Here is a 23,383-nt window from a genome sequence, read left to right on the forward strand (position 1 = left end):
TGCTATACAATCCTCACGCCAAGGTGTCACGACTTTGAATGCTCCGCTGTATCAGGATCGTCTCTTCATCGGCGGCGCATGGGTCGAGCCGCACGGCCGAGAGATCGCGGAGGTTCGGTCTCCCGCGGATGGAACGTTGCTCGGACGCGCGGCGCTCGGCGATGCGGTCGACGCAGATCGCGCCGTCGCCGCTGCCCGGCAGGTGTTCACCTCATGGTCCCAGAGCAGCATCGCAGAAAGGCTGGCCGTGCTCGCCCGGATGCGCGCCGCCTTCGAGGTGCTGGCACCCGCGCTCGAGGATCACCTCATGCGGGAGATCGGCCTGACGCGCATGGTCGCGCAGGGGCAGAGCATGATGTGCCGAGCGCATTTCGACAGCATGGCCGAGATCCTCGCGCACTATCCGTTCGCCCAGATGATGCCCGGCGGCTTCGAGATCGTGCGGGAGCCGATTGGCGTGGTGGTGGCAATCACCAGCTGGAATGCGCCGGTCAACCAGATGCTGTGCAAGGCCGTGCCGGCGATCGCTGCGGGGTGCACGGTGATCGTCAAGCCGAGCGAACATGCGCCATTGTGCGGCGGGCTGCTCGCGGAGGCGATGGCACAGGCGGACCTGCCGCCCGGCCTGTTCAATCTCGTCAATGGTCGCGGCGCGGATTGCGGGCAGCGCCTCGCCGCGCATCCCGATGTAGACATGATCTCGATCACCGGATCGGTGGCGGGCGGCGCGGCGGTCGCGGCGGCGGCGGCACCGACGATCAAGCGAGTGCATCAGGAACTGGGCGGGAAGGGCGCCAACATCCTGCTGCCGGATGCCGATTTTGCGGTGGTCGTCCCGCGCAGCGTGGCGGCATGCATGATGGTGGCAGGGCAAGTCTGCGCCGCGCCGACCCGGCTGATCGTCCCGGCCGACCGCTTCGAGGATGTTGCCGCGCTTGCCGTGGCCGCAGCGCAGGGCCTTGTGGTGGGGCCGCCTGATGATCCCGCGACGAGCTTCGGCCCGCTGATGAACGCGGCGCAGTTCGATCGGGTGCAGGGCCTGATCCGGCAGGCGATCGATGGCGGGCAGCCGCTATTGACCGGCGGCCTTGGACGACCAGACCATCTGCCGACCGGCTATTACGCCAGGCCGACGATTTTCGGCCCGGTCGCGCCGGATGCCGCCATCGCCACGCAGGAAATCTTCGGCCCGGTCCTGTGCATCCTCACCTATCGGAATGTTGACGAGGCCATCGAAATCGCCAATGCCACCGACTTCGGCCTCGCCGCCTATGTGCAGTCGGCTGATCCCGCGTCGGCGCGGGCCGTCGCAGCCCGTGTGCGGGCAGGCTATGTGTCGATCAACTTTCCGCCATGGACGGCGGCGGCGCCGTTCGGGGGATACAGAAGGTCCGGCAATGGCCGGCAATATGGTGTCTGGGGACTGGAAGAGTTTCTAGAGACCAAGACAATCATCGCAAGCTGAGAGGGCAGGAGCAATCATGGGTGTGGTCGTACAGAATATCGAACGTGCTGATCCTGAGGTGATTGACGGTTTGGCGGCGTGCGGTGTTGCGACGGTTCATGAGGCGCAGGGACGCACGGGTTTGCTGGCCAGCTATATGCGGCCGATCTATGCCGGCGCGCGGATCGCGGGCAGTGCAGTGACGATCAGCGCGCCTCCGGGTGACAATTGGATGGTGCATGTCGCCATCGAGCAGTTGAAGGCCGGCGACATCCTGCTGCTGGCCCCGATCAGCCCCTGCGAGGATGGCTATTTCGGCGATCTGCTGGCCACCTCGGCGCAGGCGCGCGGTTGCCGTGGCCTGATCATCGATGCCGGCGTGCGCGATGTGCGCGACCTCACCGAGATGAACTTCCCGGTCTGGTCCAAGGCCGTCTATGCGCAGGGCACGGTCAAGAACACCCTGGGCAGCGTGAACATCCCGGTGGTCTGCGCCAACGCGCTGGTCAATCCCGGGGATGTGATTGTCGCTGATGATGACGGCGTGTGCGTCGTCCCCCGCGCCAACGCCGCCAAGGTGCTGGAAGCATCGCGGGCCCGTGAGGCGAACGAGGCTGGCAAGCGTACGCGCCTTGCAGCCGGAGAGTTCAGTCTCGACGTATTCGATCTGCGCCAGCGGATCATGGACGCCGGGTTGCGCTACGTCTGAGCCAAAGATTCGCTCGGATCGCCCTGCATCCAATATTGGCCTTGCGCGTTAGGCTATCGGGTTCCCGATCAAGCGTGGAGGCAATTGTGGCCGATCTCAGCAACGTCAAAGAGCATATGTCCATCATCGGCGCCGATGGCGTGCATATCGGCACGGTCGACCATGTCGAGGGTGACCGCATCAAGATGACGCGCGCGGACAGCGGCTCGCATGGCAAGCACCACCATTATCTGTCGGGCGGGCTCGTCGCAGAGGTGGAAGGCGACAAGGTGCGCTTGTCCGCAACCGGAGCAGCGGCCCTGCTGTTCGAAGAGGAGCAGGACGGGAAGCCGATTGCGGACATGAATCCCTGAGATGGCGAGCCGCGCGCAGGTCGCCGAGGCATGTTCTGCAGACCTGGCTGACCGCTTCCAATCTGTCCGCTCGCTTTCTGTCGATCTGGCGGCGCCGCTGAGCGACGCCGACGCGACGGTGCAGTCGATGCCCGACGCCTCGCCGGCCAAGTGGCACCTCGCCCATACGACCTGGTTTTTCGAAACCTTCCTGCTGCGCGACCATGTGCCGGGCTATGTCGCGCATGACGAGCGCTGGGCCTATCTCTTCAACAGCTATTACGAAGCGGAGGGGCCGCGACATCCGCGCCCGCATCGAGGCCTGCTCACGCGTCCGACGCTCGCGGAGGTCCGCGATTATCGTGCGCGGGTCGATGAGGCGGTCCTGAACGCGATGCCTCTGCTCGCGGAGGCGTGCCCGGACTTGCTCACCCTCGGCCTCCATCATGAGCAACAGCATCAGGAACTGATGCTGACCGATCTCAAGCATCTGTTTTCGTGCAACCCGCTCGATGTCGCCCTGTGGCCTGCACAACCGCGAGGACATAGCGAGACCCCGGCCGTGCGCTGGATCGAGCGGCCCAACGGCCTTGCCGACATTGGCCACGCAGATGGCGATGCCGCCTTCGCCTTCGATAATGAGCAGCCGCGTCATCCCCATTATCTCGCGCCCCACGCGCTCTCCAATCGACCGATCAGCAATGGCGAGTGGCGCGCGTTCATCGAGGATGGCGGCTATCGCATGGCATCCCTGTGGCTGTCAGACGGATGGGATTGGTGCAATCGGGAAGGGATCGGCCACCCGCTTTACTGGCGGGAGTCGGATGGCGCCTGGGAGCAGTTCAGTCTTTCGGGCTGGCAGGCCGTGGATGATGCCGATCCTGTCACGCATATCAGCTTCTACGAGGCCGAGGCCTTTGCGAGCTGGTCCGGCGCGCGCCTGCCCACCGAGCAGGAACTGGAAGCGGCGGCGCAGGTTGCCGATCCTCACGCTGGTATCCAGCTTGACCGGCCGGGACCAGTCGCGCCGCGATGCCCGGAAGACGGGCCAGGCCTGCTCTCGCTGTTCGGCAATGTCTGGGAATGGACCGGTTCGGCCTATCGACCCTATCCCGGCTTTCGCACCGCAGAGGGCGCGGTCGGCGAGTATAATGGCAAGTTCATGAGCAGCCAGTTCGTTCTGAAGGGCGGGAGTTGCGCCACGCCGCGCGGCCATATTCGCGCCTCGTACCGGAATTTCTTTCACCCCCATCAGCGCTGGCAGTTCACCGGACTGCGGCTCGCAAAGGACTGCTGACCATGGCGACGATGCCCAAACTCGATCTGCTGGACAGCTGCGCACCGGATGAAGGCACCAGTGCATTTTGCGAGGACGTCCTGTCGGGGCTTTCGCAACGGCAAAAGGCCATCCCGGCGCGCTGGTTTTACGATCTTGTCGGCTCGGAACTGTTCGAGGATATCACGCGGCTGCCCGAATATTACCCGACCCGCACGGAAGTCGGCTTGCTCAAGGCCCATTGCGGCGATGTCGCAGACGTGATCGGTGAGGGGCGGGTCGTTGTGGAGTTCGGCTCCGGGAGTTCGCTCAAGACCCCGCATCTGCTGCGGCAGGTCAATCCTTCGGCTTATGTGCCCATCGATATTTCCGGGGAATTCCTCCTCCAGTCCAATGCCGGTCTCGCGCAATTGCTGCCGGATCTACCAATCTATCCGGTCGAAGCCGACTTCACCAAAGCCGTGGCGCTGCCCTCCGCGCTGCGGGGCAGTGCGATGCTCGGCTTCTTTCCCGGCTCCACCATCGGCAATCTCGCGCCCTTCGCCGCGACGGACCTCTTACGCTCGATGCGCGACACGCTCGGCCATGGCTCGTGGCTGCTCATCGGCATCGACCGGGTGAAGCCAATCGATCGCCTGATCGCCGCTTATGACGACGCGCAAGGCGTGACCGCTCAATTCAACCTCAATCTCCTGCACCGGATTAACCGGGAGCTGGGCGCGGACATTCCCGTGGACGATTTCCACCATGTCGCCCGTTGGAACCCCTCCGCGAGCCGGATCGAAATGCATCTTGAGGCGCATCGGGACGTCGCGTTCCAGGTCGAGGACCGCCTGTTCTTCATGCGCGATGGGGAAACCATCCATACTGAGAACAGCCACAAATATACCGAACAATCTGCGCGCGCTCTGCTGGCAGCGGGTGGCTGGACCCCTCGGCAGGTTTGGACCGACGCGAGGGAAGACTTCCTCCTGATCCTCGCCGAGGCGGAGACGATTCCCCTCGCTCCCTGACCTCGCTGGGGGTTCTGGTGCTCAGAAAACCCCATCCGAGTGGACTTTTTCAACGCAAAGCACCGGTTTTGTGACGGATATGTCACACCTCGCCAATGAGGCAGTTAACTCGCGCTAAAGGTGTTGAGGGATCAATTCTCCCTTGATAGTCCGTCATCGTTGTTTTTCCAGCATGTCGAATGGGGGCGGGCATTGTCTTTGCGCGCGCGTCGTTCGGCAATGCTTGTGCCTAGTGCCTGATCAGGAGAGGAGATTGTCCATGTCCCCATTCATTACACGTTCGCGCGTTTTGAGGGCCGGTGCCGGTGCCAGCCTGAGCGCTCTCGCGCTCGGCATGGCTTTTGTCGCCACGCCCGCTTTCGCCCAGGACACCGCGCAGCCGCAGGATGATGAGGCTGGTGAGGCGATCATCGTCACCGGCTCGCGCATCGCGCGCACCGGCTTCGATCAGCCCACGCCCGTCTCCGTCGTCGGCGGTGAGCAGATCGCGCGCCAAGCCGCCGTCAACGTCGCGCAGGTGCTGAACGAGCTGCCGTCCTTCCGTCCGCAGGCGACGCCGAGCACCAACGCGATCTTCGCCAACAACATCGGCGCCTCCACCGCCGACTTGCGCGGCCTGGGCGCCAACCGCACGCTCGTGCTCATCAATGGCCGCCGCGTGGTGGCTTCGACCGTGCAGGGCAGTTCCTTCGCCAATGCCGGCGCGGTTGACCTCAACATCATCCCGACCTCGCTGGTTGAGCGCGTCGACGTGGTGACCGGCGGTGCCTCGGCCGCTTACGGCTCGGATGCCGTCGCGGGCGTCGTCAACGTCATTCTCGACACCAACCTGACCGGCCTCAAGGGCTCGGCGCAGTACGGCATCAATGATGCGGGCGACGGCAAGGAGTATCAGTTCGCGCTCGCCGGCGGCATGAGCTTCGCCGGTGGTCGCGGCCACATCATCGCGGGCGTCGAGTATTCGGACAATAAGGGCACCGATGGCTGCTATTCGCGCGACTGGTGCTCGCTGGCTTACAACACGGTTGCCAACCCGCTTGTCAACCCCGCCAATCGGAGCCTCGGCCGCGTCGGCGCGGGGCTGCCCGCCACGCTGATCCTGCCGAACACGCGCACGGCGACGGCGTCCTACAATGGTCTCATCGTCTCCGGGCCGGCTGCGAACGCGGCAGCCTTCAATGCGTCGGGTCTGCGCGGCATGGAATTCCGGCCGGACGGCACCCTCGTGCCTCATGATTATGGCACCTATTACGGCGTGCCGATCTTCCAGAGCGGTGGTGGCGATGCGCGTCAGGCTTTCTACGAAAACTTCCCGATCGCCGCGCCCGTCGAGCGCCTCAATGGCTTCACCCATCTGAAGTTCGAAGTGGCTGACGGCGTCGAGTTGTTCGCCGAGGGCTCCTACAGCCGCGTCAATGGCTCCACCATCGGGGCGCAGCGTCGCGACCTGGGTTCGCTGGTGATCCGCGCCGACAACGCCTTCCTGCCGGATTCGGTCGCAGCCACCATGGCGAGCGTCGGCCTGCCGTCCTTCAACATGGGTCGCGTGTGGAACGACCTCGGGCCGCAGCGTTCGACCGTGAAGCGCGACACCTACCGCGCGGTCGTGGGTATCAATGCCGAAATGTGGGGCGACTGGAAATTCGATGCTTATTACCAGTTCGGCCGCACCGACTACTGGCAGCGCGGCTACAACACCTCGATCACGCCGCGCCTGCAGTTTGCCATCGACGCCGTCGATCAGGGCGAATTCAACGGCGGTCCTGCCAACGGCAACATCGTGTGCCGCGCAACCCTGCAGGGCAACCCGGCGGCTGCTGGCTGCGTTCCGCTGAACCCGTTCGGTGAGAACAACTTCTCGGCCGCCGCCAAGGCGTGGACGCATGGCACGGTGGAGCAGGACACGCGGATCACCCAGAACGTCGTTGCCGCATCGATGAACGGCACGCTGTTCCAGGGCTGGGCCGGTCCGATCAAGGCCGCAACGGGTGTCGAGCTGCGTCAGGATATCGCGCGGGGTAATGCCGATGCGATCTCGCGGGCGCTACAGTTCTACACGGGCCCGGGCGCGCCGATCGACGGCAAGGTCGATGTGTTCGAGGCCTTCGGCGAACTCGACGTTCCCGTCGCGCCCGGCGTCTATCTGAACGGCGCGCTGCGTTACACGGACTACTCGACTAGCGGCGACGTCATGACCTGGAAGGTCGGTGTCGAGGCTTCGCCGCTGGACTGGCTGCGTGTGCGCGCGACGCGCTCGCGTGACATTCGTGCGCCCAACCTCTTCGAGCTTTTCGGGCCGCTGCAGACCAGCTTCCAGAACGTTCGCCCGAGCGAAGGCGGTCAGGTGCTCACCTCCGTGCTGCTCGGCGGCGATTCCACGCTGGTGCCGGAAGAAGCCGATACCTTCACGGTCGGCGTCGTCCTGCAGCCCGATCTGGGCAGTGCCGGTCGCCTGCGCTTCTCGGTCGATTACTTCGACATCAAGCTTGATAAGGCTGTGTCGCAGCTAGGTGCGCAGGTCATCGTCGATGGTTGCGAGCGCGATGGCATCCAGGAATATTGCAGCCTCATCACCCGCGGTCCGGTCGCTCCGGGGCGCCGTTTCGGTGATATCCAGTCGATCGTGAACACGAACGTGAACCTGGGTAGCTTGATCACGCGCGGTTGGGACATCGAGGCCGCTTACACGCTGCCGGTCAACCTGTTCGGGGGCAGCATCTCGCTGCGCGGCATGGCGACGATCATCGACGACCTGATCACCAACTCCGCCAGCGGTACGGTCGATCGTGCCGGCATGAACGGCTCGCCGGTTTCGCAGCCCTCGGGCATGCCGCGCTACATCATCAACGGCTATGTGACGTTCAATGCGGAGCCTGCCACGCTGCAGGTGCAGGTCCGTCACATCTCCAGCGGCACCTACAACAACTCGCTGATCGGGCCCGGCCAATATGGCTATGACCCGAACCTCGATAACAGCGTCAACGACAACTACATCGCGCCCTGGACCTATGTGAACCTGAACGGCAGCGTCGCGGTCTGGAACCGTGGCGACCAGAAGATGGAAATCTTCGGCGCGATCAACAATCTGTTCGATAAGGATCCGCCGGTGGACGCACCGTCCAGCTTCGGTCCGACCAACAACGTGCTGTATGACGTGGTTGGCCGTTCCTACCGCATCGGTGCTCGGTTCAAGTTCTGATCCGTTAATGATGTGCCCGGCGGTCGAACCGATCGCCGGGCATTTTTAATTTCCAGACGAGAGGATAGTCGATGAGCGATACGGCCGGCTTCACGCTGATCATGCAGGACAGCATTGATCCCACGACAGCACCGGGCAAGCCGCCGCTGCCGCCGATTGCCCATGAGCAGTGGGAAGAGGACGGCCTCCTCATCGACCGCAATATCCAGGTGACGCTGCGCGACGGCGTTCACATCTATGTCGATCTTTATCGTCCCGCCGATGCCGCCCACGGCCCGCTGCCCGTGCTGCTGGGGTGGAGCCCTTATGGCAAGCATGGCCTGTCCGATAAGCTCTTCCCGCCCCATTCGGGCGTGGAGGCCGGTTGGATGTCGCGCTTCACCGCCTTCGAGGCGCCCGATCCTGCCTTCTGGTGCGCGCATGGCTATGCCGTGTGCAATGCGGACTCGCGCGGCATGTGGCAGTCCGAGGGCGAGGTGCGCCACAACGGCCTGGGCGAGGGAGAAGATTGCTACGATCTCATCGAATGGCTTGGCGTGCAGGATTGGAGCAATGGCAAGGTCGGAATGACCGGAGTCTCCTATCTCGCGGCGATCCAGTATCTCGTCGGTCAGCTCAAGCCGCCGCATCTCGCCGCCATCAATCCTTGGGAGGGCTTCTCGGACTGGTATCGCGAGTTTGCCTATCATGGCGGCATTCGCGAGACGGGCTTCCTGCCGCGCGGCAGCAGCAATCTGCGCTTTGGCCATCAGCGCTACGAGGATACCAACGCCAATGTGCAGGCGCATCCGTTGTACGATGCCTATTGGGCGAGCAAGGAAGTCGACCTGTCGGCTATCGACATTCCGGCGCTGGTCGTGGGCAGCTGGGCGGATCAGGCGCTACATACCCGCGGCACCTTCGAGGCCTTCCGCCAGTTCTCCTCGCCGGACAAATGGCTGATTGGCCATGGCCGCAAGAAATGGGCGCACTATTATATGCCCGAGAGCAAGGAGCTGGCCCGCGTCTTCTTCGATCGCTATCTCAAGGGCGTCGAGAGCGGCCTTGCCGACTGGCCCAAGGTGCTGCTCGAAGTCCGCGAAAGCGCGCAGACATGGACCATGCGCGGCGAGCAGGAATGGCCGCTGGCACGTACGGTCTACACGCCGCTCTATCTCGATGCCGCGACCGGCACGATGCAAGGCGAGCCAGTGGGCAATGCAGCCAGCGCCTCCTACGATCCGCTCGATGAAGCCGGCGAGGCCCGGTTCGACATCCGCTTCGACAAGGATACCGAGCTGACCGGCTACATGAAGCTGCGCCTGTGGGTGGAAGCGCAGGGCGCGGACGACATGGACCTGTTCGTCGCGCTGCAGAAGCTCGATGCCGATGGCAATCCGGTGGGCATGACGTTCTACGCCTTTTTCGAGAACGGCCCTGTGGCGCTCGGTTGGCTGCGCGCCAGCCATCGTGCCATGGATGAGGCACGCTCGACGCCGTTCCAACCGGTCCACAGCCATCTCGTTGAGGAGCCGCTGGAGCCGGGCGTTCCGGTGCCTGTCGATATCGAGATCTGGCCGTCCTCCACGCTGTTCCGGGCGGGCGAGCAATTGCGCGTCGTCGTGAAGGGCATGGATATCTATCGCGAGGGCCTGCCGATGCTGCCCTTCGCCCGCCACGAAGAACTGCGCAACGCCGGCACGCATATCATCCACGCCGGTGGTCAGTATGACAGCCACCTGCTGGTGCCGGTCATCCCCAAGGCATGAATGCGAACGCCTGCGACGTGGAGTTTTTCACGTTGCGGGCGCGCTCGCGCACCTAAATGCTAGCGGAACTGAGAGGGTAGGCGGCTGCGCGTTGTTCAGGCTGCCGCGCCCTGATTGGCGGCGCGTAGCGTTTGAATAGCGGGCTGCTTCAGAGGTAGCGTTCCGACCAATTAAATGCCTCCATGCCTTGAAAGACATGATATACCATATCATAATAGTGGCATGGAATTGAACCACGCAGCCACCGCATCTCCCCTCACGCAAACCCGGAGCAGAAACGACTGGCTGGACGGCTTTGCCGTCTGCGCCTCCGTCGCCTGCATGATCCACTGTCTGGGACTGCCGCTGCTGCTGGCAGCCCTCCCGGCCTTCGCCGATCAGATCGATCCGGGCGAGAGCTTCCACGCGATCGTCCTCGCGCTCGCGGTGCCGACCAGCGCCTTCGCGCTGGTGAGCGGTTGGCGCAGGCACCGGGCGCCCGTGCCCTTGGCGATCGGCGCGGTCGGCCTGGCGCTGATGGCGGTCGGCATCCTGTTCGCCAGCCGGGAGATTCTGGAAACGGCGATCACGGTCTCGGGCAGCCTGCTGCTCGCGGGGGCGCACATCGCCAACTGGAGGCTACGGCGTGCGCGGAACCGGTGATGTCCTTCACGACACCCGCAGTGGCTCCCGCCCGACATGCGCAAGGTCGAACGCGGTGGTTTGATAGGCCTCGTTGATCCAGTTGGCGAACAGCAGATGGGCGTGACTCCGCCAGCTGTTCAGCGGTGGACGCGTTGGGTCATTCTGCGGGAAATAGTCGACAGGCAAACAGGCCCCGCCATCGCGGGCATATTCGCGCGCGAGCGTCTCGGTATCATATTCCAGATGATTGAACATGTGGAGCATGTGCCGGGCCTCGTCATAAACCAGACCCGCGCCTGTTTCGGGCGCATCGGCCAAGACCTGCACATGCGGCGCCGTCTCCAGTTCGACCTGCGCCACCTCGGTCCATCGCGACACCGGCACGTCGAACTCGTCGGACATACCCCGCAGATATGGCGAGGTCGGCAGGCGATTGCGATGCGGGAAGATCCCGAACGCCTTCTGCTCCAAGGTGCGCTTGCGCAGGCCATGGAAGTGATAAAGCGCCGCCTGTGCCGCCCAGCAGATCGTCAGGCTGCGGTGAACATGTGTCTGCGTCCAGTCGAAGATGTCGGTCAGTTCCGGCCAGTAGCGTACATCCTCATAATTGAGCCGCTCCACTGGCGCCCCGGTGATGATGAAGCCATCGAACCGCTCATGGCGTACCGCGCACCACGGGCGATAAAAGGCGGCCATATGATCGGCGGACGTATTGCGGGTGGCGTGATCCGTAATCCGCACAAGCGTCAGTTCGATCTGGAGCGGCGTGGCGCCGAGCAGCCGGGCGATCTGCGTCTCGGTGCTGATCTTGTCCGGCATCAGGTTCAGCAGGCCGATCCGCAATGGCCGGATGTCCTGCCGCGTGGCGGTGCCTTCGTCCATGACGAGGACGCCTTCCGCTTCCAGGGTACGGCGGGCGGGGAGGTGGTCTGGTATCTTGATCGGCACGGTGCATCGGTCCTTGTCCGGGTCGACGCTGAGTGGCTTGATCCGCATAATTGCCGTTCGGCCACATCCTCCTTGCGGAGTGCCACCTTGCCCGGATTGGCAGGTTGGCGTTGGGCGTCGCCCCAACTCTTGATGTAACGATTCTGCTAGACGCTCGCGCAGGCTTTGGCAACCGCGCCTGCTATCAGTCTGTGAGATCGATGCCGAAAAAGGCCTCGCCTTCCACCTGCTTGCTATCGACGAACCGCATCGTCTCCAGCGCGCGCCGGGATCGGCCGTTCCGCTGCGCGAGATAATGCACGTCCAGCACCTGTGCCTCGACATCGCACACCGCCGCGATCAGGGTGAAATGCATGTCCGTCGTGGCCGCAAGCGCATCGGACCAATAAGCCCGCAACGCGGCCTTGCCCTCGATAATGGGCGAATTGGCAACCTCCCTGGCCAAGGGACTGATGAAGCGCGCGTCCTCGGCGAAGTGCGAAAGCACCGCCTCCAGATCGCGCGCGTTCCAGTTGGCGATCCACTGGGTCGCAAAGCGCATCATCTCGTCGCGGGTCATGCGCCTATCTCCCTAAATCAGAAACAGCAGGGCGGTGAGCGCCGTCATGATGGCCATGGTCCGCACGAAAAGTGTCATGGCCTTGCGACTTTCGAGCAATTCGCGCGCGCCGGCGCCCATGGCCGCCCAGCCCGCGATGGAGGGCAGGCCGACCAGCGAGAAAGCCGCGACGATCACCGCAAGCTGCAGACCCAGCGGACGGTCCGGCACGGTAAAGGTGGCGATGGCAGGCACGGTGATGGCCCATGCCTTGGGATTGATGAACTGGAAGGCCGCCGCCTGCCAGAAAGTCATCGGATGCGCGCCTTCACGCCGGGCCATGCCTTCGGATTGCCAGAGTTTCACTGCAAGCCAGGCCAGATAGGCTGCGCCCACGATGCGCAGCACCCAGCGCAGGATCGGCCAGGCTTCGAAGATCGCGCCAAGGCCCAGCCCGCTCAAGGCCAGCATCGCCGCACAACCGAAATTGATGCCGAAAATATGGGGCAGCGTCCGCCGGAATCCGAACACCAGCCCGGATGAGGCGAGCATGATGTTGTTAGGCCCGGGCGTGGCCGTGCAGACGAAACTGTAGAGCGCCAAAGGCGCGAGCAGGCTGGTATCCATGATAATCTCCCGCTTGCAGAAATGATCTCGATTGACCCATGTGTCAAATGTGATATTGAACCGGTTCAATCGTATTGAGGATGGTAAATGAAGGGCTGGCGGCCGGAAGTGTCGGGCGACGATGCACCGATGTACGAGCGCCTTGTCGCAGCGCTGGAGCGTGACGTGCGCGAGGGGCGGCTCGTCCCGGGGGATCGCCTCCCGCCGCAGCGGGACCTTGCTCATCGTCTGGCGTTGAGTGTGGGGACGGTCAGCCGCGCTTATGTCGAGGCGGAACGGCGGGGCTTTATCTCCAGCCATGTCGGGCGCGGTTCCTTCGTCGCGGACCGGGCGCGGCCGCAGTCGCCGTCCGAGGCTGGCGGGCCATTGGACATGGCGCGGAACATTCCGCCGCTCGCGCCTGCCGCGCGCTGGATCGGCGAGGGGTTGAGCCGTGTCCGCCAGCGCGCGGATCTGGCGACAGCCGTAAACTATGCGCCGCCCGAGGGGCTTGAATCCATTCGTGAGGCCGGCGCCTCCTGGCTCAGCCGCCGCCATGGCGTTCAGCGCGCCACGCGGGATCGCGTGATCCAGTGCAATGGCGGGCAACACGGCCTTGCGCTGGCCTTCGCAGCGCTGGCGCGGCCCGGCGATACGATCTTGTGCGAGGCGGCCACTTATCCCGGCATCCGGACGCTGGCCGATCATGCCGGCTATCGCTTGCGCGGTGTCGCCATGGACCAGCGCGGGCTCGAGCCTGAGGCACTGGCCCGGGCCGCCCGCGAGACCGGTGCGCGGGTGGTGGTGCTGATCCCGACCTTGCAGAACCCCACCACCATCACGCTCGATGCCGCGCGGCGCGCAGAGATCATCGAGGTGGCGCGCGCGCAGGATCTGATGATCGTCGAGGACGATGCCTATCGTGTCTTCGCGGATCGGGACGCCCCGGAGAGTTTCGCCGATCTGGCGCCGGAGCGCACGCTCATGGTCGCCGCCGTGTCCAAGGCCGTCGCGCCGGGCCTTCGCCTCGGCTTTCTGCTGCCGCCGGAGGATGGCGGGATTCGCGACCGATTGCTGCTCGGCGTCCGCGCCTTTGGTTATACGCCGCCGTCCTTGGGCGGTCTGGTGTTCAGCCAGTGGGAGCAGGATAGCACGGCCGATCGCATCGCCGACGAGCTGATCGCCGAGACGGATGTGCGGACGCAGCTCGCCCGCGACATTCTCGGCAAGGCCATGGCGGTGCCCGGCGCGTCGCGCAGCCTGCATGTGTGGATGCCAATGCCGATGCTCGATGCCGAGCGCCTGAGCGCCCGCGCTCTGCGCGCCGGCATCGCGCTCACCCCGCCCGATGCGCCGGCCGTCGATCCCTGTGCACCTTCGGGCGTGCGGCTGTGCCTCGGCGCGATCCCGTCACGGGATCGTCTGGAGCAGGCGCTTCACGAGGTGGTGGAGATGCTGACGCCGGCCGGCGACAGCGCCGCGCGGGGGCTTGTGTGAGGGGCGATCGTCGTCAGGCTGACGCGTTGGCGCTGATCCTGCGCAGCACGAAATCCGCGCGCTCGTCCGGAGTCGTAAACGGTAGCGGCACGAGATTATATCCAAGGTCGGAATAAACCCGGGCCATGACCTCATGGGTCGTCACGGCTTCTGACCAGTCCTGTTTGCGCTCGGCATCCTGCGCATAAATGTCCGCCCAGGGCGGGGCGATGAAGACGTCGTTATTGTAGCGGCGCGCGCTAGCGGTTCGGTGCAAATTGTCGGGAATGGGAAGGCCGCACAGAGCACGATAACCGATGACATCCGGGATGCCTCGGTCGAAGAGGATCGGGCCGGGCCGTGTCTTCGCTGCCTCATAGGACTTCACGTCGAACGCAAGCATCTTCTCCGCAAACGCCTCCCGGTCGGCCCAGGGCAGGGCGCTGCCGCCTGCGGCCATCTGTTGCTGGATGATCGCGCGCCCGGCCTCGGCCATGGTCGCGATGCCGTGCCGGGCCAGCGCATCGAGCAGTGTGGTCTTGCCCGATCCGGGGCCGCCGGTGACGATGAAGAAGCGATCCACGCCGGCCGCTCAGCGCCCCGCCGCATTCGCGAAGGTCAGGACCAGCGTATCTCGCCACGCCGGCAGATCCCCGACTTCCGACTGGATCGGCGTGGTTCCGTGGCGCACCTGCCCGTCATCGAGGAGCAGCGCCTCGCCGGCGTGCGCGAGCCGGTGTTCGAGCAGGCATGCGCCCGAAACAGTTTCGACGCGGGTCGTGCCGCCGGAATAATTGCTGCCGCCGACCAGCAGGATCAACACCCAATCGCGTCCATCCTGATGCATCCCCTCAGGCGTCGGAAGGCCGGGGAGGTCGGGCAGGGCCTCGATGCGAAACTGATGGGCTTCGACCATCCATGCGTGCTCTTCGCAACCGCTGGCCTGCGAAATGCGCGCCGCAGTATTCCGCATCAGATCGCGCAATAGCGCGCTCTCAGCCTGTTCGTCCGCCATTGGTGCAAACCAGCGTTCGACGCCGCCATTCAAGGGATTGTGATTGCGATCCTGATAATGGGCGCGATGCGGCAGGCGCCCGCAGGCGTCGCCATCGACCTCAAACGCTGCGTAGCGGCGGCGGCGATAGGTTCCGCCATCGGCCATCCACATGTCGTGGGGCAGGTCATCCCAACTCTGCGCGAACGAGCGCCATTCGGGCCGGGTAGGGAGCGCCAAGTCGCCGGGCTGCAGCAGCAGCGCTGTTGGACGAGTCAGGGTCTCGGTGCGTGGCCTCATAGCGTGAGACCGGCGTTGTCGCGAATGCGCATGATTGAACCAATACATTAGTTCGTTTGGTCGGCGGACCTGCTGATACAATGATGCCGGCCTGTGGGCAACCCTGCCGCGTTCGCTCAGCTGGAAAGATTGGCCGCGCGTTCAGTGGGGTCGGTCAAACGGCCTTGTCATCATCTTCCTGCTTGGCTGGCCCGTCATCCTTCTTCGCGATGAAGCTCATTTTGCCATTGGGTTCGAGAATGGCCCAAGCGACCTCGGATATGTTGGCGATACCAGCCAGCCGCATCTCGATTTCAACCTCGGCCCGGGTCACGCGATCGCGGCGCATGTTGGGGGTAATCAGTTCCCCATCCTTGATCAGCACGCGCGGCACGCCTTCCAGCAGCCGTTCGGCGCGCGGGGAAAGATAGGTGATCCAGCTCAGCGCCAGCGCCCAGAAGGCAATAGTGCCAATGGCGAGCGCGGCGCCGGTCATGCTGAGATCATTATGGGTGATGCCCTGCTGTACGAGATCGCCCATCACCACCAGCAGCACCAGTTCGAACGGAGTGACCTGGCTAAGCTCGCGTTTGCCCAGCAGCCGGAGCAGCATGTACATGATGAAGAACATCACGCTGGCGCGCAGGATGATATCCATCAGGGCAAGACCTTGATGTGGACGGGCAGGGCAGCAAGTTCGCGCTCCCCGTCTAGGGCGGCGATCTTGCCGCGCGTGCCGGCGAACAGCGGCGGGTTGATCTGCCCGTCGATCTTGAAGCGGAAGGTCTCGCCGGGCTTCGCCTCGCCGAACGAGAACTGGCGAGAACCGCCTTTATAGCGTTCCTCGCTTGCGGCCGGGATCATCGTGTTGATCGTCATCTCCCGCCAGAGGTCATCCGACACGGCAATCACCAGCTCACCGACCGGTTTGCGCGGCGTCACCTCGACGATGGTCTCAAAAACCATGCCGTTGCGCAGCGTTTCCGGCGTTTGCACGACGAGGGTGATGCGGTCGTTCGAGGTTTTGCGCACGACAGGGGCCTGCCCTGCAAACAGGCCGGTCAGGCCGGCGCCCAAGATCACCGTGAGCAGGACCAGCGGCCAGGGATTGGCCCGCCGGCTGTTGCTCTCATGCTCTTGCGTGATGCCATCGGGTGCCGGGGTCGCCATGGGCGGCCTCACGCGACCTGCTGCGGATCGGCGGCCACCTCGGCGAGCATCTCGCTCAACATGGCAAGCGCCGCGCGCAGGCATCCGATCCTGGTCGCGCCGCGCCCGATGTCGCCGAAGTGATGGACGCTGTGGCGCGTCTCCGCCCGATGCGCGGCGCAGGCGAAATGGACCAGCCCCGGCTCATCGTCGGAGGCACCGGGGCCGGCAAAGCCGGTGATCGCAATCGCCAGTCGCGCTTTGGAGCGGCGCAAGGCCCCTTCGGCCATCGCGCGCGCGACGGGTTCACTCACCGCGCCGCAATCCTCGACAAGCTTATGGCTGAGCCCGAGCAGATCGCATTTGGCATCCTTGTTGTAGACGACGAAGCCCCGGTCAAAGGCGTTGCTGGTGCCCTCGATATCGGTCAGCAGCGATGCGAGCAGGCCCCCGGTGCAACTTTCTGCGGTGGCGATCCCGATCGCCGCCTGCCTAGCGGTTTCGAGCACGGCCATGGCTGCCGCAATGATGTCATCGGGTAGTGCCGGGGATAGGATCTCGGCATAAGCTTCTGAGGGTTTCTCCTGCGGAAACATCATCTCTCGACCTGTTATCCTCATCGCTGGAGAGAAACTTCCATCCGTTCGACATCGTTCCCGGCGCCGGGGGGCTCCGCGAAGAGGCGACCGGCGGTCGCCCCGTCCCTTGACCGTTCCAGTCCAAGCTTGCGTTGCATCTGAGACCGCGCAGTTATTTGGTCTTCTGATGCCTTTGCGCTTCCTCGCCGGCTTCGATCAGGCTCTCGCCCGTGGCAACGGCTGCGTCCGCCGTCATGGTTACAGCGATCCCGCCCGGGCCCTCGAGGATGACATGATCCTCCTCAGCCGTGGCGACGCCGGGTTCGGCATAGGGCTCGATTGGGGAGTGGACAGTCATGCTGGTCCTCCTTGCTGGATATCTGCGCAGGGGGCGAGATACAGATAATCTGATGAAAAATTGCCCCGGCGGGCCAGACCGGCATAATCGCTGATCTGGACCAGTGAGGCGTGCCTCTCGCACAGTCCGGCTTCTCTTAATTGGCGGAGCACCCGATTGGTGTGAACGGTGGTCAGGCCGCAAATCTCGGCAATGTCGCCCTGCGTCAGGGTCAGCACGAAGCGATGTCCGTCCGATAATCCCACTGCATAGAGTCGGGCATTCATCTCGCACAGGAAATGGGCGACACGCCCGACCGCGTCGAGCCGGCCCACCCGGAACAACCAGGCACGATGAAGGGCAGCATCGATGAGCGTCGAGAACCACAGCTTGCGCGCCAGATCGGGTCGCGGGTCGAGCACTTCCTTCAGCGCTTTGTGCGGCACGATGGCGATGCTCGCGGTCGTGAGCGTGCCGATAGCATGGTCCAGCTCCCGCATGGGATAGGCATGGAGATCGACGAATTCGCCAGGCACATGGATGGCGACGAGTTGCCGCAAGCCTTTGCGATCATCGATGTAGCGCGACATGATCCCTTCGACCAGGAAGCTGCTGACATCCACAATCTGACCCGCTTCGACGATTGTCGTGCGGGGCTCAAAGGTGCGAACCTCGAGAATCGTGTCTTCGAGCGCGGCTCGTTCTTCCGGCGTCAGGGCCACGCCGCGGCGGTTTGCAAGGAGGCGATCCATCAACATCGAGTGGCTAACGGATAAGCCGCGCTGGCGATCCAGCCCCGATCGGCTTTCACTATGATCAATGTTAATTCCTAGCCTTAACAGGCAACTGTCATCCGGACGGCGTGTTGGTGAAGCACGAGACGAACTCGTTCACATCCCAGCAATGACAAGGAACCGCGATGGCGAAACAGGCAACGCGTGCGGCGAAAGGCCGTGCGCCGATGAAATCCGATCAGCAGCGGTCATCGGCAAACAGCCCTTCTGCAGATGCCGCCTTTGAGGACATGCCTGTTTTTGAAGGACCGATGGGCGAGGGTGGCGAGACGCGGCAGACCGCTGGCGGTGATGTCGCGACGCTGACGACCGCGCAGGGCGTTCCTGTGTCCGATGACCAGAACAGCCTCAAGCAGGGCGCGCGCGGCCCCGCGCTGCTGGAAGACTTCCATTTCCGCGAGAAGATGTTCCACTTTGATCATGAGCGTATCCCGGAGCGCGTGGTTCATGCGCGCGGCTATGGCGCCCATGGCTTTTTCGAGCTGACCGACAGCCTGTCCGACATCACCCGTGCCGATCTCTTCCAGCGGGTAGGCGAGCGGACCGAGGCTTTCGTGCGCTTCTCGACCGTGGCGGGGTCCAAGGGCTCGTTCGATCTCGCGCGCGATGTGCGCGGCTTTGCGGTGAAGCTCTACACCAAGGAGGGGAATTGGGACCTCGTTGGCAACAATATCCCGGTCTTCTTCATCCAGGACGCGATGAAGTTTCCCGACCTGATCCATGCCGCCAAGCCCGAGCCAGATCGCGCCTTTCCGCAGGCCCAGACGGCGCATGACAATTTCTGGGACTTCATCAGCCTGACGCCGGAATCGATGCACATGGTCATGTGGATCATGTCTGACCGGACGATCCCGCGCTCATTCCGCTTCATGGAAGGCTTTGGCGTCCACACCTTCCGGCTGGTCGATACAGAAGGAAAGTCGACGTTCGTCAAGTTCCACTGGAAGCCCAAGCTGGGCCTTCAGTCGGTGGCCTGGAACGAAGCGGTCAAGATCAACGGCGCCGACCCCGACTTCCACCGGCGGGACCTCTGGGCCGCCATTGAAGCCGGCGATTTTCCCGAATGGGAACTGGGTCTCCAGCTCTTCGATCAGGAATTCGCCGACAGCTTCGATTTTGATGTGCTCGATGCCACCAAGATCATTCCCGAGGAACTGGTGCCGATCCGCGTCGTGGGTCGTCTGGTGCTCGATCGTCTGGTCGATAATTTCTTCGCCGAGACCGAGCAGGTCGCCTTCTGCACCCAGAATGTCGTGCCGGGCATCGACTTCAGCAACGACCCGCTGCTGCAGGGGCGCAATTTCTCGTATCTGGATACCCAGCTCAAGCGCCTCGGCTCGCCCAATTTCACGCATTTGCCGATCAACGCCCCGCGCTGCCCGTTCGCGCATTTCCAGCAGGATGGGCATATGGCGATGCGCAATCCTGTTGGTCGCGCCAATTACGAGCCCAATAGCTGGGGCGCGGAAATCGGCGGTCCCCGTGAGGATCCGCAGCGCGGCTTCAAGAGCTATGCGGAGGCGGCCGACGGCGACAAGCTGCGCATCCGCCCGGAAAGTTTTGCCGATCATTATAGCCAGGCCACGCAGTTCTATGCGAGCCAGACTTTGATCGAGCAAAAGCATATCGGCGATGCGCTGGTGTTTGAGCTCTCGCGCGTTGAGCGCCCGGACATCCGCTCACGGATGGTTTCGCATCTGCTGAACATCGATGCGGACCTCGCGGCAACCGTCGCAGACGGGCTGGGGCTTGCCATGCCGCAGGCGGCGACCGCAGCGGTCCAGCCGCGGACCGACCTGGCCCCATCCGACGCGTTGAGCATCATCAAGCGCGGGCCGCAGAGCTTTGCCGGCCGAAAGCTGGGCCTGCTGGTGACGGACGGCGCCGACGCGACGCTCGTCCAGGCGATCATCAATGCGGTCGATGAAGCCGGTGCGATGATCGAGTTCATTGCCCCCAAGATCGGCGGGGTCACATTGTCAGACGGTAAGATCCTTGGCGCCCACTACAAGGTGGATGGCGGGCCTTCGGTCCTGTTCGATGCCGTCGCGGTCGTCGCCTCGGCCGAGGGCGGGCAGTTGCTCGCGCTCGATGCCACGGCGAAGGACTTCGTGACGGACGCTTTTGCCCACTGCAAGTTCATGGGCCTGAGCAAGGAAGCAGAGCCGCTGCTGACCAAGGCCGGTCTGATGCCCGACCTCGATGAAGGCTGCTTCGCCCTCAAGAGCAAATCCGATGCGACGGCATTCGTCGCGGCGCTGGCGCCGCTGCGGTTCTGGGCACGCGAGCCGCTCGTCGATCTCGATGCCGTTGCCTGAGTTCCTTCGAAAAGGAGATTAATCATGTCCATCATCGATAAGGTCATCGCCGCTGTCACCCCGCCCGAAAGCGAGGAGGCGCGGGGCGAGGCCCGGGCCAAGGCCGAGGAGCTTGCGACGCGCGGCAGCTGGCTCGCTCATATTCTCGATCATCATCGGCAGATCGAGGCTCTGTTCGCAGCCGTGAAGGCCGCAACCACGGCCGAGACGCGTCGCGATGCGCAGGAGCGGTTGGCGCTGCTCCTCACGGGCCATTCCATCGCGGAGGAAGCGGCGATCTATCCCGCGCTGGCCGCGGACAAGCAGGTCGGCCATGCCGAGCTTGCCTATCAGGAACAATCCGCCGCCAAGATGGAGATGGGTCTGCTGGAACGGCTGGACCCGATGAGCCAGGATTATCTCGACAAGCTCGAGCATATCCGCGGCGCGGTCGCCCATCACATCTATTCCGAGGAGGGAACCTGGTTCCCCAAGCTGATGGAAGACGTCTCGTCCAGCGAGCAGGCGATGATCACCCGCCGCTATTCTGAGGAGTTCGTCCGATATGTGGGCAACGGTCCCAGCTGAGACGCGTTGACTGATCATACGCTCACTGAGCCAACCCGCGACAGGAGAAGTAGAATGCCCGATGCGCGCGACGACGCACCGCTGACGACCTCCAAAGATCGCCACGCGGTCGATGAGGCCGCGGCGACCCTGATCGAACCCCACGGCGACAGTCTGGTCGGCCGCTCCGTGACGATCAATCGCTCCCGTGCGGAGTTGTACGCTTATTGGCGCGACTTCACCCTGCTGCCCACCTTTATGGATAATGTCGTGCGGGTCGACATGATCGATGATGTGACCAGCCATTGGGTGGTGAAGGCGCCTGGCGGCCGGACCGTCGAGTGGGATGCAGTCATCACCGAAGAGCAGCCCGACGCGTTTATCGCATGGGCCTCGACCGAGGGTGCCGACGTGCCAAACAGCGGTCGCATCGATTTTCGCGATGCAGGCGCGCGCGGCACCGTGGTCACGGCGACGATCCTCTACGATCCGCCCGCAGGGTTCATCGGCAAGGTCATCGCCAAGATGTTCCAGCGCGAGCCGGCCATTCAGGCCCGGCGCGACCTGCGGCGCTTCAAGCAACTCATGGAAACCGGCGAGATCGCCACGTCGGCGTGGACGCACAAGCAACTGGAAGAGGAGACGGCCTGATGCGCGCGCTCACCTGGCACGGCAAGCATGACGTCCGCGTGGACACCGTGGACGATCCCGAAATCATCAATCCGCGCGATGCGATCATCAAGGTCACATCCACCGCAATCTGCGGCTCGGACCTGCACCTCTACGATGGCTACATTCCCACGATGAAGTCCGGCGACATTCTCGGCCATGAGTTCATGGGCGAGGTGGTCGAGACCGGACCCGGCTCGACGCTCCAAAAAGGGCAGCGGGTGGTGGTGCCGTTCACCATTGCCTGCGGGAGCTGCTACCATTGCGGCAAGCACCAATATTCCGCCTGCGACAATTCCAACCCGGCCGACAATCAGGATATCGCCCAGACGCTCTACGGCCAGCCGATGAGCGGTCTGTTCGGCTATAGCCACATGACAGGCGGCTATGCCGGCGGGCAGGCGGAATATGTCCGCGTGCCATTCAGCGACGTTGGCCCGATCGTCATTCCCGACGGGATCGACGACGACAAGGTGCTGTTCCTGTCCGACATTCTGCCGACGGGGTGGCAGGCCGCGGAGTTCGCGCAGATCGAGCCCGGCGATACGGTCGCTGTCTGGGGATGCGGCCCGGTCGGCCTATTCTGCGTGCAGGCGGCTTTCCTGATGGGCGCCGAGCGGGTGATCGCAATCGATCATTTCCCCCGCCGCCTTGAGCTGGCGGCAAAGTTTGGCGCAGAAACCATCAACTTCGAGGAGAGCAAGACCTACGAGGCGCTGATGGAGATGACCGGCGGCATTGGCCCAGACGCCTGTATCGACGCAGTCGGGCTGGAGGCGCACGGTCTTTTCGCCGACAATGTCTGGGACCAGATCAAGGTCTCCACCTTTACAGGCACCGACCGCACCCATTCGATCCGCCAGGCGATCATTGCCTGCCGCAAGGGTGGCCGCGTGTCCATGCCGGCGGTCTATGGCGGCTTCGTCGACAAGTTTCCGCTCGGCGCCTTCATGGAGAAGGGGCTGACGCTCAAAACCGGTCAGACCCATGTGCAGCATTATCTGCCGGGCCTGTTGAATGCGATCATGGAGGGGAAGATCGATACCACGTTCCTCATCAGCCACCGCATGCCGCTGAGCGAGGCCCCGCAGGGCTACAAGATGTTCCACGATCACCAGAACGAAGTGACCAAGGTGGTGCTGAAACCAGGGCTCGACCGGGTCGCCGCATGACTCATGCAAGGAGACGGATGATGAAACTCTATTTTGCGATACCGTTGGCGGCCTGTGTATTGGCTGGGTGCAGCCAGGGCAGCACACCGGCAAATGATACAGCCATGACCAACAACGACATGGCCATGACGGGCAATGCCACGAACATGTCCGTGGGCGCGCCGCCGCCGGGTGAGATGTCCGCCACGCCAAACGACGCTACGGGCTATGACGCTACGGGCTATCTGGCCAAAGCAGGCGCGGGCGACCTGTTCGAGATTGAATCGTCCCGCGCGATCCTGGCGAAAAATCCGGACAAGCCGGTTGCCGACTTCGCAAACATGATGGTCGATGCGCATGGGCAATCCACCGCCAAGCTCAAGGCAGCGGCTGAGAAGGCTGGCCTGACCGTCACGCCGCCGGCGCTCGACGCCAACCAGCAAGCCAAGCTGGACGCCATCAAGGCTGCAGAGGGCACTGCCGCCACTACGGCTTACCTGACGGCCCAACGCGAAGCCCATGCAGCGGCGCTTGCGCTCCATCAGGGTTACGCCGCCAACGGCGACACGCCCGCGCTCAAGGCTGCTGCGGGCGAGATCGCTCCGGTCGTCCAGAAGCATATCGACATGCTGGCAAAGATGCCGGGCGCATAAGG

At 63.8% G+C, this 23,383-nt stretch carries 24 protein-coding genes and 1 riboswitch; of the genes, 14 read left to right on the forward strand and 10 right to left on the reverse strand.

Annotation, left to right across the window (positions count from 1 at the left end; genetic code table 11):
* Window positions 1–34 precede the first annotated feature (34 nt).
* The 8 genes from M2331_RS06660 (at window position 35) to M2331_RS06695 (ending at window position 10,363) form a co-directional block, all read left to right on the forward strand.
* The gene (locus tag M2331_RS06660; RefSeq protein WP_181559550.1) at window positions 35–1,465 is read left to right on the forward strand and encodes an aldehyde dehydrogenase family protein; all 1,431 of its coding nucleotides are present in this window, start codon (window positions 35–37) and stop codon (window positions 1,463–1,465) included.
* Between the two features lie 13 nt (window positions 1,466–1,478).
* Window positions 1,479–2,153, forward strand: coding sequence for a 4-carboxy-4-hydroxy-2-oxoadipate aldolase/oxaloacetate decarboxylase (gene ligK, locus M2331_RS06665; RefSeq protein ID WP_181561404.1), 675 nt, complete (start codon window positions 1,479–1,481; stop codon window positions 2,151–2,153).
* A gap of 86 nt (window positions 2,154–2,239) precedes the next feature.
* A complete protein-coding gene (locus tag M2331_RS06670; protein WP_181559551.1) occupies window positions 2,240–2,506 on the forward strand; it encodes a DUF2171 domain-containing protein in 267 nt (88 codons plus the stop codon).
* A 1-nt stretch (window position 2,507) separates the two neighbouring features.
* On the forward strand, window positions 2,508–3,782 hold the full coding sequence (egtB, locus tag M2331_RS06675) for an ergothioneine biosynthesis protein EgtB (RefSeq protein ID WP_181559552.1): 1,275 nt from the start codon (window positions 2,508–2,510) through the stop codon (window positions 3,780–3,782).
* A gap of 2 nt (window positions 3,783–3,784) precedes the next feature.
* On the forward strand, window positions 3,785–4,774 hold the full coding sequence (gene egtD, locus M2331_RS06680; protein WP_181559553.1) for an L-histidine N(alpha)-methyltransferase: 990 nt from the start codon (window positions 3,785–3,787) through the stop codon (window positions 4,772–4,774).
* A 259-nt stretch (window positions 4,775–5,033) separates the two neighbouring features.
* Window positions 5,034–7,973 (forward strand): TonB-dependent receptor plug domain-containing protein, encoded by a 2,940-nt coding sequence (locus M2331_RS06685; RefSeq protein WP_181559554.1) that lies wholly within the window; start codon window positions 5,034–5,036, stop codon window positions 7,971–7,973.
* Between the two features lie 71 nt (window positions 7,974–8,044).
* On the forward strand, window positions 8,045–9,721 hold the full coding sequence (locus M2331_RS06690) for a CocE/NonD family hydrolase (RefSeq protein ID WP_181559555.1): 1,677 nt from the start codon (window positions 8,045–8,047) through the stop codon (window positions 9,719–9,721).
* Between the two features lie 222 nt (window positions 9,722–9,943).
* Entirely contained in the window at window positions 9,944–10,363 is a 420-nt protein-coding gene (locus M2331_RS06695; protein WP_181559556.1) for a MerC domain-containing protein, read from the forward strand.
* Window positions 10,364–10,369: 6 nt separating this feature from the next.
* On the opposite strand, the gene M2331_RS06700 is transcribed toward M2331_RS06695, so the two are convergent.
* The 3 genes from M2331_RS06700 to M2331_RS06710 form a co-directional block, all read right to left on the reverse strand.
* Window positions 10,370–11,293 (reverse strand): homoserine O-succinyltransferase, encoded by a 924-nt coding sequence (locus tag M2331_RS06700; RefSeq protein WP_181561405.1) that lies wholly within the window; start codon window positions 11,291–11,293, stop codon window positions 10,370–10,372.
* Between the two features lie 36 nt (window positions 11,294–11,329).
* Window positions 11,330–11,434: riboswitch (SAM-I-IV-variant riboswitch) on the reverse strand.
* Window positions 11,435–11,477: 43 nt separating this feature from the next.
* Window positions 11,478–11,852 (reverse strand): nuclear transport factor 2 family protein, encoded by a 375-nt coding sequence (locus tag M2331_RS06705; RefSeq protein WP_181559557.1) that lies wholly within the window; start codon window positions 11,850–11,852, stop codon window positions 11,478–11,480.
* A 12-nt stretch (window positions 11,853–11,864) separates the two neighbouring features.
* Window positions 11,865–12,458 carry a LysE family translocator gene (locus M2331_RS06710; RefSeq protein WP_181559558.1) on the reverse strand — a complete coding sequence of 198 codons (594 nt, stop codon included), beginning with the start codon at window positions 12,456–12,458 and terminating at the stop codon, window positions 11,865–11,867.
* Window positions 12,459–12,545: 87 nt separating this feature from the next.
* Here M2331_RS06710 and M2331_RS06715 point away from each other — a divergent pair, with 87 nt between their 5' ends.
* Window positions 12,546–13,934, forward strand: a complete 1,389-nt coding sequence (locus M2331_RS06715; RefSeq protein ID WP_181559559.1) for a PLP-dependent aminotransferase family protein — start codon at window positions 12,546–12,548, stop codon at window positions 13,932–13,934.
* 13 nt (window positions 13,935–13,947) lie between these two features.
* Here M2331_RS06715 and M2331_RS06720 read toward each other — a convergent pair whose 3' ends face one another.
* From M2331_RS06720 to M2331_RS06750, 7 genes are all read right to left on the reverse strand, one after another.
* The gene (locus M2331_RS06720) at window positions 13,948–14,496 is read right to left on the reverse strand and encodes an AAA family ATPase (protein ID WP_181559560.1); all 549 of its coding nucleotides are present in this window, start codon (window positions 14,494–14,496) and stop codon (window positions 13,948–13,950) included.
* Between the two features lie 9 nt (window positions 14,497–14,505).
* Window positions 14,506–15,207: a 2OG-Fe dioxygenase family protein gene (locus M2331_RS06725; RefSeq protein ID WP_181559561.1), complete on the reverse strand. Its 702-nt coding sequence runs from the start codon at window positions 15,205–15,207 to the stop codon at window positions 14,506–14,508.
* A gap of 154 nt (window positions 15,208–15,361) precedes the next feature.
* The gene (locus M2331_RS06730; RefSeq protein WP_181559562.1) at window positions 15,362–15,844 is read right to left on the reverse strand and encodes a DUF421 domain-containing protein; all 483 of its coding nucleotides are present in this window, start codon (window positions 15,842–15,844) and stop codon (window positions 15,362–15,364) included.
* A complete protein-coding gene (locus tag M2331_RS06735; RefSeq protein WP_181559563.1) occupies window positions 15,844–16,356 on the reverse strand; it encodes a hypothetical protein in 513 nt (170 codons plus the stop codon). The genes M2331_RS06730 and M2331_RS06735 overlap by 1 nt, the downstream gene beginning before the upstream one ends.
* 8 nt (window positions 16,357–16,364) lie before the next feature.
* Entirely contained in the window at window positions 16,365–16,934 is a 570-nt protein-coding gene (locus tag M2331_RS06740) for a CinA family protein (RefSeq protein ID WP_264592317.1), read from the reverse strand.
* 151 nt (window positions 16,935–17,085) lie between these two features.
* Window positions 17,086–17,271, reverse strand: coding sequence for a hypothetical protein (locus tag M2331_RS06745; RefSeq protein WP_181559564.1), 186 nt, complete (start codon window positions 17,269–17,271; stop codon window positions 17,086–17,088).
* Window positions 17,268–18,008: a Crp/Fnr family transcriptional regulator gene (locus M2331_RS06750; RefSeq protein ID WP_181559565.1), complete on the reverse strand. Its 741-nt coding sequence runs from the start codon at window positions 18,006–18,008 to the stop codon at window positions 17,268–17,270. Before M2331_RS06750 ends, M2331_RS06745 begins: the two co-directional genes overlap by 4 nt.
* A gap of 266 nt (window positions 18,009–18,274) precedes the next feature.
* Between M2331_RS06750 and M2331_RS06755 the strand changes: the two genes are divergently transcribed.
* The 5 genes from M2331_RS06755 (at window position 18,275) to M2331_RS06775 (ending at window position 23,381) form a co-directional block, all read left to right on the forward strand.
* A complete protein-coding gene (locus tag M2331_RS06755; RefSeq protein WP_220128528.1) occupies window positions 18,275–20,362 on the forward strand; it encodes a catalase in 2,088 nt (695 codons plus the stop codon).
* Between the two features lie 24 nt (window positions 20,363–20,386).
* The gene (locus tag M2331_RS06760; protein WP_181559566.1) at window positions 20,387–20,929 is read left to right on the forward strand and encodes a hemerythrin domain-containing protein; all 543 of its coding nucleotides are present in this window, start codon (window positions 20,387–20,389) and stop codon (window positions 20,927–20,929) included.
* Between the two features lie 54 nt (window positions 20,930–20,983).
* The gene (locus M2331_RS06765; protein ID WP_181559567.1) at window positions 20,984–21,559 is read left to right on the forward strand and encodes an SRPBCC family protein; all 576 of its coding nucleotides are present in this window, start codon (window positions 20,984–20,986) and stop codon (window positions 21,557–21,559) included.
* Window positions 21,559–22,749 carry a zinc-dependent alcohol dehydrogenase gene (locus M2331_RS06770; RefSeq protein ID WP_181559568.1) on the forward strand — a complete coding sequence of 397 codons (1,191 nt, stop codon included), beginning with the start codon at window positions 21,559–21,561 and terminating at the stop codon, window positions 22,747–22,749. Before M2331_RS06765 ends, M2331_RS06770 begins: the two co-directional genes overlap by 1 nt.
* Window positions 22,750–22,853: 104 nt before the next feature.
* Window positions 22,854–23,381, forward strand: coding sequence for a DUF4142 domain-containing protein (locus M2331_RS06775; protein ID WP_181559569.1), 528 nt, complete (start codon window positions 22,854–22,856; stop codon window positions 23,379–23,381).
* The last annotated feature ends 2 nt before the right edge of the window (window positions 23,382–23,383 follow it).

Source organism: Sphingobium sp. B10D7B, assembly GCF_025961955.1.
Taxonomy (GTDB): domain Bacteria; phylum Pseudomonadota; class Alphaproteobacteria; order Sphingomonadales; family Sphingomonadaceae; genus Sphingobium.